The sequence below is a fragment of the Brevibacillus sp. NRS-1366 genome, from assembly GCF_050467985.1.
Map to the genome: position 1 here is coordinate 327,056 of NZ_JBITPN010000021.1, position 19,027 is coordinate 346,082.

Consider the following 19,027-nt stretch of genomic DNA (forward strand, 5'->3'; position numbering starts at 1 on the left):
TCGACGAAGAAATCCATCAAACCACGGAGGAATCCATGCTTACTTTTGAAGAAAAACTGGCGATTATTGAATCGTTCCCTCAACTAACGCGCAACAACGTCTCTCTCAAACGCGTCAACTTTCATTATGAAGAGAGTCTTCATGATAAAAAAACGGTCGTCTACCATCTTCATCCCAACGGAAACGGTTTTGTTTTCGCCGGCTTTTTGAAAGGCTACCAGAAGGACGACAAGGGCTTCGTCAACATCCGCGATTTCTCAGCGGAGGAGCTGCACACAGTGATCGAAGCTTCGATTCAATCCCTCTCTCAAAAACGCGAGGTCGCTCCAAAGATTACAGCAGCTCCTGAGCAGGTAGAGGAAACATGGATCGACAAACAAAACAACACACTTGTGCTACAGCAGGAAGATTCCCTGTGGAATGTGTATCACGGCATGAATCTGGAAGCATCATTTGAATCATACGTCGAGGCTGAGCAGTATCTCATCGAAGAAGGCTTTGCTCGCGAGTAAATTCGTTTCTTCTATATAAAGTATAAAGTGCTACCTACTACCTTATCCTTCACACCTGCCGCGATCAGATCATCCATTGGATAAACCCTCCTGATAAGGTACACTTTTGCCTAGTTACCTGTACAATACCAAAATAGAGACCTTTGAACAACGTGGCCAAGCAGTCGTTTTGACTGCTTGCTGCCTTTTTAAAACTGGAGGAACACACAAGTATGATGAAGTATAGAGAGACTCTTCTCTTTCATATTCACAAACAATTGGAGGCGTGGTTCGCTCAAGACGGGCCCATCTCCCACGATGATCTGTATCGCTTTCTTCATTCGTTGAAAGGGACCTCAGGCACGATTGGCTTGTCTGATTTGTCTGATCTCTCGCAAACTCTTTTGGAGCAAATGGATGAGATGCCAGCAAAAGAGTGGCATTCAAATGAATGGCGCGCGTTTTTACTTGAATTGATTGCCCTTTGTTACAAGCAGCATCCTGAACAAGAAGTATTGCTGGAAGATCCAACCCTCAAGCGAGAGAATTGCTATGAAAACCAGCCTCTCGTGCTCATTTTAGATGATGACGTCACTCTTCTCATGTATTTGAAAGAAAACTTAGAGAAGCTCAATTGGTCTGTCATTGCAACGGTGTATCCGGACAAGGCTCTCGACTTTTTTCACGATATGAACCCAGACTGCTTGATTCTGGACTTGAATATTCCGGAAACAGGTGGTTTTCAAGTCATGCAAACGCTCAGCGAAAAGATCAAAAAACAATATGTACCGACAACTGTCATCAGTATTGATTGTGATCGTCAAACGCGGTTTCGTGCCTATCGGCTAGGTGCCGACGATGTGATGTGCAAGCCTCTCGACATCGAAGAATTAGCAGTCAGGCTGGAACGCCAATTGGGACGCAAACGGTGGATGGACCGGATTCTGTTCTTGGATGAGCTGACAGGAGTGTACAATCGCAATTCACTTGGCGATACTTATCAGCGGCTTCTTACAGATGCGCTCAGAACCGCTACCCCCTTCTCTCTTGGCTTTTTGGATATCGATCATTTCAAGAGTGTGAATGACACGCATGGTCACTTGATCGGTGATAAGGTACTCTGCAGATTCGCCTCCTTTATCCAGACGAGTGCAGAAAAAAACGATATCCTGTTTCGCTATGGCGGAGAGGAGTTTCTCCTGCTTATGCCGCGAACCACTGCACAGGAAGCCAAGCTGCGTTTGGAACAGATGCTTGATTCCTTTTGCTCACTATCGTTTGATTCACCCGGGGGGCTTTTTTCCTTGAGCTTTTCGGCTGGTGTCGTACAAATCGAGGGCTCCGAAAAGTCATTTCCCTATTGGGTGGAGGCAGCCGACACTGCCTTGTACTCTGCTAAAAATCTCGGCCGTCGGCGCATTGAGGTAGCCGCTTCGACAGGAGCACCGGAAGCTCCCAACGTCAAATTGAAGGTAGCTATTATTGATGACGATTCGATGATTCGCACCATGCTTGCCGATTCTGTCCAGGCCAGCTTTGACGGTTGGATGCACGCTGACATACAGTTGTTCCAGGATGGAGAAGCTTTTTTCAGTAATTCCTGGCATCTGGGTCCTGAATCCTATCTCGTCATTCTCGATGGGATCATGCCCAAAATGGATGGTCTGGAAGTCTTGCAAAAAATCAAGACTTTGCCTCATGCAAAGCGTTACACGGTGATCATGCTTACAGGCCGTACAGAAGAACAGGATATCGTCCGTGCCCTGCAGCTTGGCGCTGACGACTATATGACCAAGCCCTTTAGCATGCGCGAATTAGAAGCAAGAATCAAGCGCTTGGTGAAACGTGTCGTATGACGTGCAAACGAATTTGTTGGGGGAAAGAAAATGGCAACTATTCTATTAGCAGAAGATGAAGCGGTTCTGCGTATGTTGATCGGCGATACTCTCGAAGATGAAGGTCATAAGCTAGACATCGCATGCGACGGAGAAGAAGCTTTGCATAAAATTACTCATAATGATTATGACCTAATCATACTCGACTACATGATGCCCAAGCTGACCGGATATGAGGTGTTGACCCAGGCCAGGCAGATGCCTGATAAGCAGAATGTGAAAATCTTGATTCTCTCCGCCAAAAGCCAGCATTCCGAACAGGAAAAAATGCGGGCAGCCGGCGCAGATGATTTCATGCCAAAGCCTTTTAGCCCTAGTGACCTGGTGCGTAAAGTGGAGGAAATGCTTGCATGAATGACCTTAGGCAGGTACTGAGAAAAAGCATCACGCGCCGCTACACGGCAATGATGCTCTTGTTTCTCTCGCTGGTGATCGCAGGAGCTGCGATTGTCCTCTCGATGAATTACAGCGCCTTTTCTGAATATCAGTCTGCAGTGAAAGCCTCCAAGCAAAAGCAGGAGCTGATCGTTCAGATTAAGGAGCATACCAATCAGATCATTTTTCGGGCACGTGGCTATTATGCTTTCTTAAGTCCGTTCGAATACAATGAACTTTTTATCGAAAAACAAAAGCTGGAACAATCACTCCTTTCGTTCAAAAAGCTTCCGCTCACGAATGAAGAGCTGAATTTGGTTACTTCCATTGAAAGCTTCTTCAACAACTTTTTTACCAACGTATTCCCAACAGCCTCAAACTACGCGAAAACCGGCGACTATGAGGCACTACGAAAGTTCTCTTCCAGCGGATTAAATCAAGAAGTAAACAATCTGATCAATTACGCAAGCAAGTACTCACAAGAGAGCGAAGCTTTGCTCATGCAGGAAAATCGCCTACTTTTTGAAGATTTGACCCGGCAAAGCTTCTGGTTCATCCTGTACATTCTTATGGTCCTCATCATTTCGCTCTGGGTTAGCATTCGGACAACCAAAGACATCGGAAATCCTCTGGTACGACTCGCTGCCATGGCTGATCGCTTCGCCAAAGGTCAAACTGCCGAGCTTCCTGACCTGAATCGTTTGGATGAAATCGGACAGCTCACGCGTTCGCTCGACTTTTTAATGAAACAGATTCAGGCCAAGGAAGAAATGCTGATGGCGCAAAACGAAGAATTGCTTGCGCAGCAGGATGAACTCATGGTTCAGCAGGAAGACTTGCAAGAAGCTTTAGTGAAAATGGCGGACAACGAGCGTTATTTGGAAAAGCGAAATCGACTGGTCCAATCCCTCTCCAATACGTTGGACAAACGGGAGCTGCTGTCGAGCATCATCCGCAACACGACTGAAGTCATGGATGCCGACAAAGGCGTCATCGTGCTGTTGCAAGCGGCCCCGGATGTTTCCAGCTTTGGTGTTTCTTCTTCTGGTATGGCTCAGCTCTTACGTGGTCTAGAGGAAGGTCCTCTCGTACGAATTCAAGAAACCAAGCTTCCTTTTGTCCTCACCCGTGAAAGTACCGAAGGAGAACGCGGCCTTATGGAAGACCTGGTCTTTACGTCCGAGCTATACTTGCCTGTATTGAATGCTTCACAGGAAGTAGTCGCCTGCATGATCCTCTCACGTGTCGGACGCAAAATCGTAGAGAAAGATCAGCGTCTGGCAATCGGCTTAGCCAAGCAAATCTCCTTGGCATTGGACAAGCTCGCTATGTATGAGGAAACGGAAAAACAGCGGCAAATGACCCAAGATATGCTCGATACGGTCCAAGAGGGTGTGCAGCTCGTTCATTTGAATGGGGCAACCCTGCAGGTGAATCGGACTTTCTGCGAGCTATTGGGCTGCGATAACATAAACGATTTACATGGGCATGATATCCATCCATTTTTCACTCTTTTACAAAATCGCACGAAAGATCATGAACGATTGGTTCAGTATATAAAAGCAGTTGTCCTAGGCGAAGGCGAAGCACCGTCTCGCAGTCTTGTGTTCGAGTTGACTTTTCCGCAGACCCGCTATATTCAGTTGTATGCCGAGTCATTGTATCGTCATCAGGAAAAATGGAGTACTCTGCTCGTCTATCGCGACATCACCAAGGAATACGAGATTGACCAGATGAAATCGGAGTTTGTCAGTACGGTCAGCCATGAGCTGCGCACACCTCTCGCCAGCGTCCTTGGTTTTGCCGAGCTTATGCTCAACAAAGAGCTAAAGCCGGAACGACAACAACGCTACATGACCGCCATTTATCAGGAGGCCAAGCGACTCACCTCTCTGATCAACGACTTTCTGGATTTGCAACGCATGGAGTCGGGGCGACAAGTGTATGAAGTGGAAAGAGTCGCTATCGACCAACTGATTCGTGAGGTGTTTGGACTCTACCGTATCCAATCTCCCATGCACTCCTTTGAGCTCGAACTGAAAACCGAGCAGACGATTATATACGGAGATCCGGACAAGCTGCGCCAAGTGCTAGTGAATTTGATCAGCAACGCTGTGAAATACTCGCCAAATGGCGGCTGCGTCCGCGTAATCTGCCGTCAGGAGGAAGGACGTCTGGCAGTGGAGATCCATGATGAGGGCTTAGGAATACCTCCCGAAGCAATCCCTCATCTGTTCACCAAGTTTTATCGTGTCGATAATTCTGATCGTCGGGAAATCGGCGGCACTGGTCTCGGACTCGCGATTGTGCAGGAAATTGTTCACATTCACCACGGTGAAATCGCCGTTACCTCCGAATCCGGACGAGGCAGTACCTTTACTGTGTCGCTGCCATTACCTGAGGAGCCATTCACAGTGAACCGAGCTGAGCATTCGGATAATCTTCCTGCCTCCTCGGACCAGTCAAATGGACAAGTGGTCATCATTGAAGACGATGTAAACCTGTCGGAGCTTTTGCGAGATGAGCTGATTGGTTCAGGTTTTACCGTCTATTCCTTTTCCGCAGCGGCGGAAGCGATGGAAGCCATCGAGAAGCTACGGCCTGACGCTGTCGTACTGGATTTGATCCTGCAGGATGGTGAAGATGGCTGGAAAGTCATTTCCGCCATGCAAGATAATCCGAAGCTGCGGACCATTCCGATCGTCATTTCCAGTGCCTTTGAGGAAAAGAAAAAAGCATTCGATCTGGGTGCCAAGGGGTATTTGATCAAGCCTTATCATCCAGATTCATTGTCCAAGGCGATCTTGCTCGCTATTACCAGCAATGAAGCATCTGGTCAAATCCTAATCCCTGATCAACAATAGGGGCATCTAAATGAAAAAACAGGCAACGAAAGAATAGCTTTCGTTGCCTGTTCTTGTCTTAACTTAATCCTTTTGCCGCCAAACGCTCACTGATTCGCTTCAATTTCAGGTGGTAGGCCAACAGATCTTGTTTTTCAGCTTCTGCTTCCGCACGACTCGGTTGCAGTTTTTCGATCCCCCAAAATTGAATCAGGTAGTCAAACACCTGGTTAAAGTATGAAACCGGGCCGTAATTCGCTTCTTTGGCAATCATATCCATTCTCTCTTTAAACGATGGCATCGCTACACCTGGCATGGCAAACGACGTCATCGCCTTATGTATGTAATGCACAAAGTTATGATCAACACCCAAATACCCTTTGACAGCATCACGGTAAAAGGCAAAATGCAGCGTCTCATCCTTTGCGATCCGTCTAAGCAGTCGGGACAGATCTTTATCGTATGGAGTCGCGGCCTTTGCTACATTGTTGTAAAAAACCATTGTGGCCAGTTCTTGTATCGTAGTATAAACCATCGTTTCCATCGCTGTATCGAAGTCAGGAGCAAAGCCGCCCTCGACCACTTCTTTACGCAGCCGGTGAAGCTCATGCGGATCAGCATTGCGTGTAATGATCAGGTACGTTTCCAGTAACGAGGAATGCTGGTCTTCTTCGGAAACCCATGTATGGACAAAATCTTGCAAAACCTGCAATGATCCTTTAAATGTCACAGCCAAATGGTGATAAAAGAAAGGAAGATTCACCTCAGTCAACAGCGAAGTCTCCACTGCCGTATAGATAGCCGTAGGGAGCTTTCGTTGTTCGATCGACCAGGGCTCCTTTTTAAAACATCGACCCTGTTCCCAAGGAATGTACTCGTGATAGCTCCAGTCAATTCCATTTGCACGCTCTCTGTGCTGTTTGTACAACTCAGTGAGGTATGGTTCCAGCTGTGGGTCAAACACATTTAGGCTGTAATTAATAAATGGCATTCAAATTAAGCTCCTTGAATTTTGCTTAACTTTACTGAAAATTTATATTAATGTCAATGTAAAAAATTATCTTTACATGTGATATTTGGCATCAAAGAAAATACTTGGTATATTTACGCCGTTCTCATCATACATTAATAGAGGTTACTTTGTGCACGATGCCCCGCAAAGGAGGAGTTACTGTGTATTTCTCAAAGAAAGCAATCGTTCCAATCGAAGAAGAGGAAACAGATGTATGGACGTGCAGCAATGACGGCTGTACGTGCTGGATGAGAGATAACTTTTCCTTTGACACAAGTCCCAGCTGCCCCTTTTGTCAGTCTGAAATGGTAAAAGACACGCGCATGCTCCCTATTTTGACGAACCACAACAACCATAAAAAGGCCAGCACGTAAACGTCTTAAAAAAACCTCTATCGAGGTCTCCTCAAGGAGGAAGTGAGCCCCCTTTTTCTTTTTTCTTGCGGGTATTCGTCCTCTTCCCTACAATTAGCTCATGACTAACGATTGGGAGAGGAGTGTACTCATGAACCGAAAAGAGATGGAAGATCAAATGATTCAGGCTTATCAGCGAGACGAGGGCATGATGATCCTTGTATTCGCGCAATGGTGTGTCAACCATGGTCTGGATGCTCGTGAATTGTATCGACTAGCCTACCCCGAACAAGGTGACAATCCCCTCCTCGCCCAAATGATGGAGAATACTGTTCCCAAAGAAGAAGCGGAAGAGATCTCCGACGCCACGTTGCTTGGAGTATTGTCACTGTTTGGCAATGACGATCTGGCTTTTGTGGTTACTGAAACCATCCAACAAATAAAAAAACAGAAGAATTAATGAGCAAAGTCACACAAAAACGTGTGGCTTTTTTCCTGTTTTTTACTCTTCCCATTGATTCCCTTTGGCTCAAAAGCTCTTTTCAAATATAATTCAAAGAAACATTTTTTATCATTGAGGCCATTCGTAGTTTATTGTTTGAGCGCAATCGCAAGCCGACAAACGAATAAATGGAGAATGCATATGTATACGGATTCAAAGATTTTGAAGTCTCTGTTTTACATCCAGCTCACTTCGAGCTTCTTGGTTGTCATCGGTCATTTCACCGCTTCGGCTATGTATTTCAACGATCCGTTTTGGGTGCTCGCCCTGAATCAGATCAGCCGTTACGGCACAGTCCTGTTGACCATCGCAACCGGGTACTTGACCGCTTACTCTTTTGAAGCGAAAAATCCGAAGTTTCGCGAATTTTTTACAGGCAAGCTCTTTTATATCGTCTTGCCCTTCTTGGTATCAGGTATCTTGTATCATTACCTATTGAAGAAGGAAATGCCGACGACGACTGACGACGCTGTGAATATCCTGCTGGGGAAAACAGGGGATCATCTCTACTTTGTGTTTATGATCTGTCAGTATTATGTCTTTGCCTACTTTTTTCGCAAACTGATTACTAAACAAAACATCCTGTATGTCATTTGGATTCTGCTTGCGGTGCAATATGTCTACATTAATTACCTCCACCAAGGCTGGCTTGGGCTAACTACACGTCATATGCTTCCAAGCTGGATATTCACCCTGTACATGGGACATTTGCTATTTTGGTACCGTGCGCCGATTCTATCTTTTTTACGAAATAACCGCTCCATCCTGATGGTGGTGACGGGCGTTTCGACTGCGGCTGCGATCTATTTTGTCGTCTCAAGCAAGCTTTACGTAGCAGTTCATATGACGTTTGTCTTTGCTACGCTTCTCTCGTTCCTGGTTATGATGGTCTTCTTTTTGGAGCTAGTGGATCACCTTCACATCAAGTTTCGGAAAGGTTTAACCTACTTTATCTTTTTGTTCCACTCTGCCTTTCTCATCCTGTTTAAAGACTTTCTCTTTGATCTCTATGGGGAAGTGTCGTGGGTGTTTACCAACACCTGGTACTCGCTCGTGTATCTGCTCCTGATTTTGGGATGCAGCTGCCTATTAGCGAATCTGTTGGTTCTTTTTGTAAAACTACTCGAAATGATGGGCAAATCGATTGGAAAGATCAGAAGAGAACGGATTCAGTAAAAAGGGGACGACGAAAATGACGTTCAAACTGACCATGGTTTGGATGTCATTTTCGCATTTATAGGGGATTATCCATTTACTCGTTAATTTTGGCCCACTCTTTTTATGATAGGGGAAATTTGGGTTGAATCCCCGCGATACACAGACACACCTACGGAAGAAGTCAACCAAAGGATGGCAACATTGCCATTCTTTTTTGTATGCCATGTTCCCAAAATTCAGCTTCATAATTTTGCAGGAAGCCCGGTGCCCTGGAACTTCATTGAAAAAATGGTTTGTTCCTCGGAAGACTCGCACATGATCGTTCCTCCGTGCCTCTCAATGATTTCCTTGCAAACGTATAAGCCGATCCCCGTTCCCAACTCCTTGGTCGTGAAAAACGGTTCGAATATGACCGGCAAAAAGTCGGATGAAATAGGGGCTCCGTTGTTGGCTATCGTAATGGTTGCTGTCTTCCCGTTTTGAAACGCCTCGATAACAACTTCTTTGTGTCCGGCTTTTTTATGCAGAGCGTCCAATGCATTGGAAATGATGTTGATGAGTACTTGCTTCATCTCGTCCCTGTAGCCGTTTAGCATGAAGGCTGGGTCGATATAGCTGTTTATATGAGCATTTACATCGACAATATTGGGATAAAGAAAGGAGAGAATTTCTTCAAAAAGTTTATAAATACTAAAAATTTCTTTCTTCTGATGTATGACTCCCTTTTTGGACACAAGCAAAAATTGTGACACCCGATAATTCAACTGATACAGCTCATTTTCAATAATATCCACATAAGGTAAGGATGGAAAATCTTCTTTTAACAATCGGGAAAATCCAATAATAGAGGTCAAGGGATTCCGAAATTCATGAACAAAGCTGGACGCCATTTGTCCCAAAATCGTTAATCTGTCTTTGTGGGATCGCTCGATGAATAGTTTCTTTTCTTCCAGATCGTTATCTTTGAGGGTGGTGTACTGGGAGACTGCGTGAACCAGAAACATATCGAAGCATTCGTTGGTCTTGATCATGGCCGATACTAGAGTGAAAGGCGGAAATGAACCTTTTTGGAACAAGTCTAGCACTAACTTCCTACCCAAACAGACGCTATAGACAAACTCTCCAATGCTGATTTCTGCTTGATTTCCTTCATGCGCTACCTTATAGGCCAGTTGTTTGATGTCTTCATGGGATATCTGGGAGCGAAAATATCCGACTACCAAACGGTACATGGCTTTTCCAAGTAGGTGAACCACTCCCCGAAAATGGCCGTGCTCGGACACTACCTGTTTCCTGAACTCTTCCACAACCTCATCCTCATGCTCATCCAAAAAAACGGTCAAGTCATCCAGCGGCATCTGTCTTCACTCCGAATGATTAGGCATAGTCATATCGTACATATTATACTATCAACACGCGTTAATTAACCAAATATTTTTACTAATCAACTACACTTGCCTTTATTCCCAACCGGCACAGATCACCCTTCTCGCTATGCTGCGCTGATACAATTCCCCCCATTTTTATCCCTCAAATCATACAAGAAAAAGACTACCCCCTTGAGGTAGCCGAGCCTGCTTGTTCCTTACCGACCTTTTTTACGCCGCCCAAAAACTTTTTCGTTAAGCCAAGGTTCGGGTAGTGGGGGCTCTGCTTCGAAGAACAGCCGTGACGGTGTATGGGGTATAGGAGGGGCACTATAGCACTCTATTAATCGGTTTAAAGCTTCTCTTAATTTACTGATAAGATCCTTTGAAAATAAAGGCGTCTTTGTTATTTGACCTTCCAACTTTTTTACGGAAGTGAACATAGCAGGCCGCATCTCTTTCAACCATGTATCCAACGCGACACCTTGGTCTCGACCAAGGGTTGTCAGTAGACTCTGTTTTCGAGCCAGTATTCGTAGCAATTCCTCCACGCAATGCAGAGCAAGGAGAGCTTCTTTCTCCACCACTTCCTCTGAAGTGCCCAGAGAAGATGCTTGTTGCAGCTTACTCGTCAACTGGGAAACGAGTTGGATTTTGGCCTCCACCAGATCATGGACAGCAGCATTTGTCTGTCGCGCAGCCTCCAGGATGGTAGGAGGGATACTTTCGTTTTTTTTTGACTCCAAACTCACCAACCAGTACTGAAAGATCTCCTTTTTTCGGGTTAAAGTAACCCACTGATACATGATCATGGTTTCCAACGAACGATTTGACGCTTCCAACCAGCTCCCCAGCAGTTGGGGCGAAAAGGATGATTTTTGATTCTTCATCATCATCAGGCAGGTGGTGGTTTGCACGGCATGGCATTTGGTTAAGACTGCCAATGCTTGTTCCAAAGCCGCAGTGGACTCTAATAAACCGGTAAATCCAGAAGGATGCTCATCTCCCCCCATATGCTTTGCCCGATTGATTATGTCCTCATAAAGCTGTTCACTCGAAAGGTCAAGTATCATCGCCTTCATCGCCTTCATCAACTGCGACTCCGTTTTCAGCGGCAACACTATCATCAACGGCTACCCCGTTATCAACGGCAACACCATCATCAACCGCAACACCATCATCAACCGCTACTCCGTTATCAACGGCAACACTGTCATCAACCGTAACCCCGTCATCAACCGTGAAGGATTTTCCTTCCATTTCCATAATATGATCCAGCTTGAATTGGAGCAGGATTTGTTTACTGATCATATTGCGAAGCATCCGCTCCATGCTGCGGTTCAGACGAAGCATGTCATCCAGGCTGACATTCTCTCTCTCCAGCAGTTGCTGAATCTTATCTCCTTCTGCATTCATTATGTGGGACATGCTCATTTCTTCCACGGCAATGGAGGTTAACAACAGATGAATGACTTCCTCTCTTTTAAGCGTAATGCGAGGTGTTACATCCGGTATGTTAAGTAAAGACATTTTATGACAACCTCCATTTCATGAAGTTTGAACAGATGCCAAACATATAAAGTAACGCGACGATACGATCACGTACTAGCCAGCGCTAACCATTATATTCGTTTTATTTTAGAACTCCTTTTACCATCCTATTGCTCACCTTATCTCTTTATGATGCTTGTGCTTGCATTTTTCCAAATGACTTGGAAAAATGGACCTATTATGGTAATATTCATTTACGTCTATTTGGATGGAAAGGTACGGTACTACGTATGCCAACAACTACTTTGTAATGGCCTAAAAAACTGGATAGCATTGCCCTCGAAAAACTTATGGTTTTTCATACAGGTGCAGTCTGCCCTTTTTTCCCATTACAAAGGAACGTAACGAAACCTGTAGGTGTAGATTCGTTGGAGATTCGCTATGGGGGATCTCTTTTTTTATTGTAAAAATACGGTTTCCTCCTACGGGACATCCAAATAGCAGGTGCGTTCCTTTCACTTTCATGATGAGGTGAAGGACCTTGCGAACAATCGAGCATACATGGGTATTAAGAGAGAACAATCGTAACCGGGAAGTCACGCGGTATTGTCGAAATTGCGGGCGAACCGTCCTGTTTTTTGACACCAATATCCGTCGACATAATGCAAACGGCAAAAACGTCTACCGCTTTGCCATTTATAAATGTGAGAAAAACCATACGTGGAATGAAAAAGTAGCGATCTACAAAGCTTATACTGATCATCGAGAGGTACCGGATATGGAGTCTTTGCAGCCAGCGACTCCACTCCCCCTCCTTTCCCTGCTCGAATACCAGGAGCACGGAATCCAGGAAGTAACCATTCTCATCGAGAGCGTAGAGGGTCGCTTTCGTATTGACAAGCTCCTCTCCGAGCAGATTGATGGCTGGAGCCGTAATCAAATTATCCGTCGAATTCGGGATGGACAGATTCTGGTCAATCGGCAAATGATAAAGCCCGGAGCAACACTATGCGCCCAAGATCTCATCTCGATTCCAATCAAGTAAATACGAAAGTCGGTACGTCTTACCTAAAAGTCGCAGATTCTGCGGCTTTTTTGGTTTGGAGCTGCCTTTTCGCTATCAACCAGTTATCCCTTCCAGTAAAATAACCGTTTTCCTCTGTTCATCCCACTCCACTTGCATACCTAATGCTGCCGCCAATTCTCTTGATGCTGTATAAGCGATCCCGTTCTCGTTCATATACGCTATCTCCCGTCCATTCACCGTTACCTTTTTGGTTGTAGATTCCCATCCGACCACGCCACCCACAGCCTCAGTGACGACACGGACAGGCAAATAAGATACGCCGTCGATGAGAACACCCGATGCAGCAAGTGGGGCTAGTATCGCACACTTATCCACATGTCCCTGTGACTTTTGTGGATAACCTGTGAGCATCCTGTGGACATCCTGTTGAAATTTGTCCCATGCCCCCACTGCTGTTAGGCCTGTATATTTTCGTGCATACTCATCTCCTACAAAAAACGCCGGGCAATTTTTTCCTGTAATGTCATAGTGGCGCCAGAGATGCTCTTTTCCCCAGCCGTATCTTTTCAATATATCCGCGGTCAATTCCACTGTTTGCTGGTACATCGACTGGAAGCTCCCGTCCGCATTGACACACATCTCGATCCCAATCGTACAGTTATTCGGGTAAGCACTGAGCCTGGTAAGAGCTGTCTGCTTGTAGGTTTTTGCTCCGACATGATACCCCATCTCATTTTCCGGAAGACAGCGGATGATCTGGGAATCGTCCACAATATAGTGGGTACTTGCTTCTGTAGTGGGGTTGTTAAAATAGTTGCGGTTTGCCACAGCATTGGCCCCTTTTCTTTCATTGGCCGTCCAATGGATGACGACTCCCTTTGGGGTAATCCTTGTCCGCGGTCGCGATTTTACGTTCGTCAGCAGCAGGTCGGTGATTTTCATTTATAGATTGGACCCCTTTCTTTTGGCACGCTCTATCTTTGCCTTGATCTCCGCACTCACCAGTCGCTCAATCGATTTCGGCATCGGCCAGCCCGCTCGATGTGCATTCGCTGTCAGACTCGTCCACGTGTGGTAAATCAGTCCGAATGTCACGCCATAAAAAAGAAAGCCGGGCGTTCCCATCACCCGGTCCAACAGATTGCCGACTGCCGGCAGCGCCACCAGAAACAATGTCCGTGGAATCCGTGCGAGACCGTATTCAGACGAGTAGGATCGGTCCTTTTTGGCTGCAAAAACACCTGTCACCCAATCGAGACCAATCATAAAAAAGAGCACGACCAAGATGTCCTGCCGATTCATGCCATAAAAATAGTGAAAGACGGATGACACCAGTGCACCCGTTGTGGCCGCCCATCCGTTCGCGGGAGTAGCGATGCTATCCAAGCTGTGTAGAAACTTCATGCACGTATCTCCTCCTCACCCCCTTTGGGGTAAATAGTAAAGGGAGAGCCTCTAGCCCTCCCTTGTGGTAGAAAAAATCCCCTGGATAGATTTCCGGGGGATTCGTTGATGTGTTGAACGACAGTTATAGCGTGAGATCCAAGTAATAGACCCTGGCATACTCGGGATACTCCTCTCCATCCAAGTCTACCGCGTACACCGTCAGCTTTTCAAATTGGGGTGGAACGTCTGCTTCTGTAAAGGTATAAACGTACTTTTGAGCCTTTCAGGACACTCGCCATAAGCGTTCGCTGGTTCGTCTGGCTCACAAAATACACGTTGTAGCCTTTCACCGCAGCTTCATCCGTCGCCCCGTTCCAGGTCAGTACTCCATTAACCTCGCCATGCTCATTATTGAGATCATTGTAAAACAGGTTTCTAGCTACCGGTATGCTATTCTCGACTTATTCCCTTAACTAGATTCGAGGGCTTCGTTCGAGCCTACACCGTGCGGGCGACTTTCATCGCACACGGCGTTCTATCAACGAAAGCAGAAGGAATCTTACAACAGGCATGGTAAGTATAAGCCCTCGAAGTAGCGTTCGTAAGCTAACAAAAGTTAGGTTGCTCGGTAAATTTATTTGAAGAGCTTTCCATCCGTATCCAGCCCTGCTGCTTCCAATTCACTTTCGACTGCCTTCTGCAGGTTTACTGGAACCCGTTCAAACGTACGCTGACCATTCAAAATCAGCTACATGTAAATTTCAACCATGAGCCTCTCACCTCCGTTCAACGTATTTTTGTTTAAGAGCTTAAGACCTAGTAAACAGTAACAGTATTGATAATAGTTTCGTATGTTCTCAAATCTATAACTGGTTTTGCAACATCTCCTTCGTATTTATCGGCCATTAGTTTTTGTGGTTAACCTGCTGATACGGTAACGCCGTCACCAGTGAGTTCCACATCGTCAATATAGACAAAGTTACCACCACCATCTCCGCTTCCATTTCGAACAAACTTAAATAAGATTGTATTCACACCAGCGTTCAGTGTTGTCTCAAAACGTGTCAGGGCATTAGAACCTGATTTTTCAAGAACGGTTGCACCGTTCACTGTAACGATCAGTTTGTCATAGTTTGCTTCGGTAGATGTATAGTAGTAGAAGGACAACACTGCTGTTCTTCCTGATGGCACATTTGCTTTAAACGACGTTTGGGATGTCATACCGTGTCCAATTGCTTTGCTTCTGTATGCTCGGAGTATCATTGAGCGCTCCCAGTCGCCAGTGAATGGAATTGTAAAAGTAGTGTCCTCAAAGTCCTCTGTAATGACAGCACCACCTGCAACTACATTGATGGTGAAAGACCCAGTCTGAGAGCCACTGTATCCGCAAACCATAATATAGTAGGTTTTCCCCATTTCAAGATCCACTGTCATTCTTGGCTGAGAATTTCCTCCTCCATCATCGTCCTGTGCAATTTGTCTGTAGCTGGCATCATAGACACGTGCATAAAGATTTAGGGCGCTAGTAGTTGTAATGAAATAACGTCCCGTCTTACTTGGTACAAATTTAAAAAATTTACCGAGTCCGTTTGTCAAAGAACTGGAAATACTGTTGCCTGACATTTCGATAGCGGTAGAAGTCAGTTTCCCCGGATAGTCAGCATGTGTTGTCCAAGGCGACGTTACCATTCCGTATCCAAAATCGTAATCTTTACCAGGAGCACCCAATTCTTCAACGAACATTTCAATGAATGAAATAATATCGTCTGGTGAGGAATCAGGGAACATCTGTCTGTATAATGCTGCCAATCCTGATACGTGTGGAGCAGCACAAGATGTCCCAGCAAAAGCTGTATAAGATGAACTTGGTGAAAGGTAGTCTGTTCCAGCTTTATTTGCTGCACTAGCTGTTGTTGTCATAACTGGATCAGCAGGGGCAGCGACATTGACTTGTGGACCACGACTGGAGTAAGGTGCTGGTTGTTTATTTGCCTTCAGAGCTGACACTGCAATGACAAAATCGTACGCTCCAGGATAACCCACACTATTATTTGTAACATTTACAATGCGACCATTACCAGCACTGCAAACAATGACGGCACCTTTTTCATATGCGTTTTGAAATGCTGCCCTGACCCCAGAGTGATCCATATCACTACCAAAGCTACAATTAATAACTTTAACACCTTGATTGATTAACCAGTTAATACCGTCAATGATTGCAGTTTGATCAATACCGCTACCTGCTTCATTGTCTGCCTTTACACCATATAGTTGTACGTCGGGAGCGATACCTACATAACCCTTGGAATTGTCTCTCCCAGCAATAATACCTGCGACACAAGTACCATGATTTTTTCTGTCTGCTTCCGCGGGAGTTGTCCCACCGTAAACAGCTGTATAAGCGTTGTATCGTGCAGTCCAAGTTAAATCTTCGTGGTTCGCACAACCTGTGTCAATGATTCCTACTTTTACTCCTGCACCAGTCCATCCTCGAGAACGGAACTGAGAAATGTCAATGAAGTTTACACCGTGTGACCATTCCGTGACTTGGGCCATATGCAGCTCATAGGAACTATTTTCTTCTACAGCTAGTACATACGGATCATTACGCAATTCTTCGAGTGTCTCATCGTCAGCATCTTCAACTATGAACACACGAGGAATATTTTCAAATTCGTGCTTTAATTTCACTTTTTTTCCTCTTGCGGTACGTTTGGCAAGATGTATGTCTACTTTTGCTTTATTTTTTTTCTGATCTTTCTCTTGTTCTTTGAAAGTTACAATATGAATTTTACTCATAATTTCTCTCCTTGTGTTTCGTATTGTAGAATATCTGCGTTCGTAGCTCTTTTTTCGCCACTACGACTTGACCTCCTCGATATCAAAAACGTTGATTTTCTCCGTGACTTCCTTCGGTACGGAGACGTTGTACGTGAAACGAAACGCGATTTCGATTCGATCCTTTTTATCCCGCCAGATTCGAAGCGTAGAACTATCAATTTCGATAGTCAAACCATTCGGTTTCCCCTGATAGCTGAACTGTTTGTGCCGCAAAAACTCTCGTAGCGGCTCTGTCGATATCGGCTGATACACACCGTCTGCTTTGGGATAGTGCAGCACGATGGCAGCTTCTGCAACCACCTGGTAGGACGTCAGGCTGTTTCCCGTCTCCATAACTCCCTGAGTTAAAAGAAACGCAATTGGGGACTCAAAACGCTGTGCCATCCAGTCGTCCACATTCACCACGGTTGGTAGATCTGGGTACGCTTCGTTAACAAGATCAATGAGTACAGCAAGCTCACGAACCATGACTCCTCCACCTCCCGCTCTCCTGACCCGTTCTTCTCAGCTCTGTCACATACAATCTCCTCCTCCATCCAACATAGCGAGCCATGCCCGCCGAGCAGGAAGCGAGTGGACATACGCCTTGAACTCGCAAAAATGTGCGGCGCTTTCGCCTGTTTCCCTGCTCGCCGGGTACAAAAAAACCACCCGGCAAGGTTACCGGATGGCTTCGTGCTACTCTTTATTTGTTTCGCTTGACTCAAGTATAATCCAAATCCGGAAAAGAAAGGGAAAACGAACGTGAGTGTCAGGTTGTGTAAACCAGTGTCATCCGGTCGGCTGAATCTTGTTTCCATACATCGCCCATGCCATTTTCATGACTGCGCTTCGCTTGATCTCATAGTAGCGCTGCCGGGACACGCCGATCTCCTTTGCGATCAGGTTGTTTTTGTCCCCATCCAGAAGTGCCTCTACGATTAGTCGCTCCTGCTCTCCCGGTATCGTCTCTACAGCTTTATTGATCCGCTCGATTTTATCCTGAAGATTTTGCAGTCGCTTCCATTTGCGTTCCCGACGTACCACCTCTGCATGTGTCTTGTCTCCGTTGACGCCTTTTCCTTTCGGCATCGCCGCCTCCAGTCCGTACTGTCCGACTATTCCTTCGCCCGCCTCTCGCAAATATCTTTGGATACGAGCAACCTCAATCTGCATGTAATTGTAGTCGCGGATTTCATCCTCCGTTTTTTGGAGAATATCTAGTGAAGGCTCCAGCTCATCCAGACGATCCAAGCTGTCTGATCTGTTGATGATTGTCTTTTGTATCTGTGCTCTCTCTTTTCCCTTTTGATCCTGCATGTACTTGTCCCATTCTGGACAAGCTTCGATTTTTCCTACATGCTTATCATGGACCTGGCAGTGTGCTTTTTTCCCCCAACACGTTGCAGGGCACACCTCGCATACTTTCTCCATTAATACATCCTTGCTGATCATGGTAGTTGGTGCCATCCTAATTCCTCCTTAGTCGCTTATATGTGGTGTTCGGTAATTGAATGAAAGGGACAGGAACGTTTGTTCTTATTTATGTACAAGTATCTCATACAAAATACAATAGTTCAAGATTTTTCCACCACAGCGTGTGATGACGGGATAAAATGCTGAAAAACGCCGGACCCGTAGGAAATAGAAAAGCAGGTCTCCAAGCAAAACGAAGTGCGATTATGTTTTTGAGGAAGGTTTCACAGAAGTAATGCCGGATGCCGACGATGGCTACGGAAACAAAAAAAGAGTCAGTGCTCCTGTCATTCAACAGAAACACGGACTCTTTTATGGAAATTCGTATCCTTTCATCTAATCCCAAATATTCGGACGCTCGATTCCCATCGTCCTCATGTAATCCAAGAGCTGCCCCGTATGTACAGACTCATGGTAAGCGATCCGCAGCAGCATGTCACCGAGTGTCCGGACATACCCTACCTCAGAACGATCGATTCGAATGCTCTCTAGATCACTTTTCGTCAAGGTTTTGACATACTTTAAAAACTCTGTACGAAATGGTTGGGCAAAATTCAGGTCTTCTTCTACTGTCGTAAATTCTTTCGTCTCGAAAGGATTGGGAATGGCAGATAGTGCCGCACTCCCTCTATGAATCAAAATCTGGTGATAAAGAAACTCTCCCTCGATCACGTGACGAATCATCTCCGCGCAAGTAAAAGCTTTATCATCCGGCTTCCAATTCAGAAGATCATTTGGTATGGCTCTCCACACTTTGATACTTCTACGTCTTACTTCCTCGAAGTTCAGTATGAGCAGATCAATTTCATTCATGCCATCCCCTCCTCT

General features: G+C 45.6%; 19 protein-coding genes. 8 read left to right on the forward strand and 11 right to left on the reverse strand.

The features are described from left to right. Positions 1–35 precede the first annotated feature (35 nt). The 4 genes from ACIFQN_RS15770 to ACIFQN_RS15785 all read left to right on the forward strand — a co-directional run bounded on the left by ACIFQN_RS15770 (position 36) and on the right by ACIFQN_RS15785 (position 5,625). Positions 36–512: a hypothetical protein gene (locus ACIFQN_RS15770; protein WP_429833985.1), complete on the forward strand. Its 477-nt coding sequence runs from the start codon at positions 36–38 to the stop codon at positions 510–512. Between the two features lie 212 nt (positions 513–724). Continuing rightward, positions 725–2,347, forward strand: coding sequence for a response regulator (locus ACIFQN_RS15775; protein ID WP_429833986.1), 1,623 nt, complete (start codon positions 725–727; stop codon positions 2,345–2,347). 30 nt (positions 2,348–2,377) lie between these two features. Next, complete coding sequence (locus tag ACIFQN_RS15780; protein ID WP_429833987.1) at positions 2,378–2,740, forward strand: response regulator transcription factor; 363 nt, start codon at positions 2,378–2,380, stop codon at positions 2,738–2,740. Then, positions 2,737–5,625, forward strand: a complete 2,889-nt coding sequence (locus tag ACIFQN_RS15785; protein WP_429833988.1) for an ATP-binding protein — start codon at positions 2,737–2,739, stop codon at positions 5,623–5,625. Before ACIFQN_RS15780 ends, ACIFQN_RS15785 begins: the two co-directional genes overlap by 4 nt. Before the next feature lie 58 nt (positions 5,626–5,683). Here ACIFQN_RS15785 and ACIFQN_RS15790 read toward each other — a convergent pair whose 3' ends face one another. Next, the gene (locus ACIFQN_RS15790; protein ID WP_429833989.1) at positions 5,684–6,595 is read right to left on the reverse strand and encodes an acyl-ACP desaturase; all 912 of its coding nucleotides are present in this window, start codon (positions 6,593–6,595) and stop codon (positions 5,684–5,686) included. A gap of 182 nt (positions 6,596–6,777) precedes the next feature. On the opposite strand from ACIFQN_RS15790, the gene ACIFQN_RS15795 reads away from it, so the two are divergent. The 3 genes from ACIFQN_RS15795 (at position 6,778) to ACIFQN_RS15805 (ending at position 8,647) form a co-directional block, all read left to right on the forward strand. Beyond that, positions 6,778–6,990, forward strand: coding sequence for a cold-shock protein (locus ACIFQN_RS15795; protein WP_429833990.1), 213 nt, complete (start codon positions 6,778–6,780; stop codon positions 6,988–6,990). A 130-nt stretch (positions 6,991–7,120) separates the two neighbouring features. Beyond that, a complete protein-coding gene (locus ACIFQN_RS15800; RefSeq protein ID WP_429833991.1) occupies positions 7,121–7,429 on the forward strand; it encodes a hypothetical protein in 309 nt (102 codons plus the stop codon). Positions 7,430–7,612: 183 nt separating this feature from the next. Continuing rightward, positions 7,613–8,647 (forward strand): acyltransferase family protein, encoded by a 1,035-nt coding sequence (locus ACIFQN_RS15805; RefSeq protein WP_429833992.1) that lies wholly within the window; start codon positions 7,613–7,615, stop codon positions 8,645–8,647. Between the two features lie 224 nt (positions 8,648–8,871). Here the strand turns inward: ACIFQN_RS15805 and ACIFQN_RS15810 are convergent, their stop codons facing one another. From ACIFQN_RS15810 to ACIFQN_RS15820, 3 genes are all read right to left on the reverse strand, one after another. After that, complete coding sequence (locus tag ACIFQN_RS15810; RefSeq protein ID WP_429833993.1) at positions 8,872–9,987, reverse strand: histidine kinase N-terminal domain-containing protein; 1,116 nt, start codon at positions 9,985–9,987, stop codon at positions 8,872–8,874. Positions 9,988–10,214: 227 nt separating this feature from the next. After that, positions 10,215–11,126 (reverse strand): hypothetical protein, encoded by a 912-nt coding sequence (locus ACIFQN_RS15815; protein ID WP_429833994.1) that lies wholly within the window; start codon positions 11,124–11,126, stop codon positions 10,215–10,217. Beyond that, positions 11,059–11,526 (reverse strand): hypothetical protein, encoded by a 468-nt coding sequence (locus ACIFQN_RS15820; RefSeq protein ID WP_429833995.1) that lies wholly within the window; start codon positions 11,524–11,526, stop codon positions 11,059–11,061. The genes ACIFQN_RS15815 and ACIFQN_RS15820 overlap by 68 nt, the downstream gene beginning before the upstream one ends. Positions 11,527–12,028: 502 nt before the next feature. Here ACIFQN_RS15820 and ACIFQN_RS15825 point away from each other — a divergent pair. After that, a complete protein-coding gene (locus ACIFQN_RS15825) occupies positions 12,029–12,532 on the forward strand; it encodes a S4 domain-containing protein (protein ID WP_429833996.1) in 504 nt (167 codons plus the stop codon). Between the two features lie 75 nt (positions 12,533–12,607). Here the strand turns inward: ACIFQN_RS15825 and ACIFQN_RS15830 are convergent, their stop codons facing one another. The 7 genes from ACIFQN_RS15830 to ACIFQN_RS15860 form a co-directional block, all read right to left on the reverse strand. Next, the gene (locus ACIFQN_RS15830) at positions 12,608–13,456 is read right to left on the reverse strand and encodes an N-acetylmuramoyl-L-alanine amidase (protein ID WP_429833997.1); all 849 of its coding nucleotides are present in this window, start codon (positions 13,454–13,456) and stop codon (positions 12,608–12,610) included. After that, positions 13,457–13,918, reverse strand: coding sequence for a phage holin family protein (locus tag ACIFQN_RS15835; protein WP_429833998.1), 462 nt, complete (start codon positions 13,916–13,918; stop codon positions 13,457–13,459). A 616-nt stretch (positions 13,919–14,534) separates the two neighbouring features. Then, positions 14,535–14,642: a hypothetical protein gene (locus ACIFQN_RS15840; protein WP_429833999.1), complete on the reverse strand. Its 108-nt coding sequence runs from the start codon at positions 14,640–14,642 to the stop codon at positions 14,535–14,537. A 176-nt stretch (positions 14,643–14,818) separates the two neighbouring features. Further along, entirely contained in the window at positions 14,819–16,702 is a 1,884-nt protein-coding gene (locus ACIFQN_RS15845; RefSeq protein ID WP_429834000.1) for a S8 family serine peptidase, read from the reverse strand. A 60-nt stretch (positions 16,703–16,762) separates the two neighbouring features. Further along, positions 16,763–17,212 carry a hypothetical protein gene (locus ACIFQN_RS15850; RefSeq protein ID WP_429834001.1) on the reverse strand — a complete coding sequence of 150 codons (450 nt, stop codon included), beginning with the start codon at positions 17,210–17,212 and terminating at the stop codon, positions 16,763–16,765. A gap of 303 nt (positions 17,213–17,515) precedes the next feature. Further along, positions 17,516–18,193, reverse strand: coding sequence for a hypothetical protein (locus ACIFQN_RS15855; protein WP_429834002.1), 678 nt, complete (start codon positions 18,191–18,193; stop codon positions 17,516–17,518). Positions 18,194–18,535: 342 nt separating this feature from the next. Further along, the gene (locus ACIFQN_RS15860; protein ID WP_429834003.1) at positions 18,536–19,012 is read right to left on the reverse strand and encodes a DinB family protein; all 477 of its coding nucleotides are present in this window, start codon (positions 19,010–19,012) and stop codon (positions 18,536–18,538) included. Between the last annotated feature and the right edge of the window lie 15 nt (positions 19,013–19,027).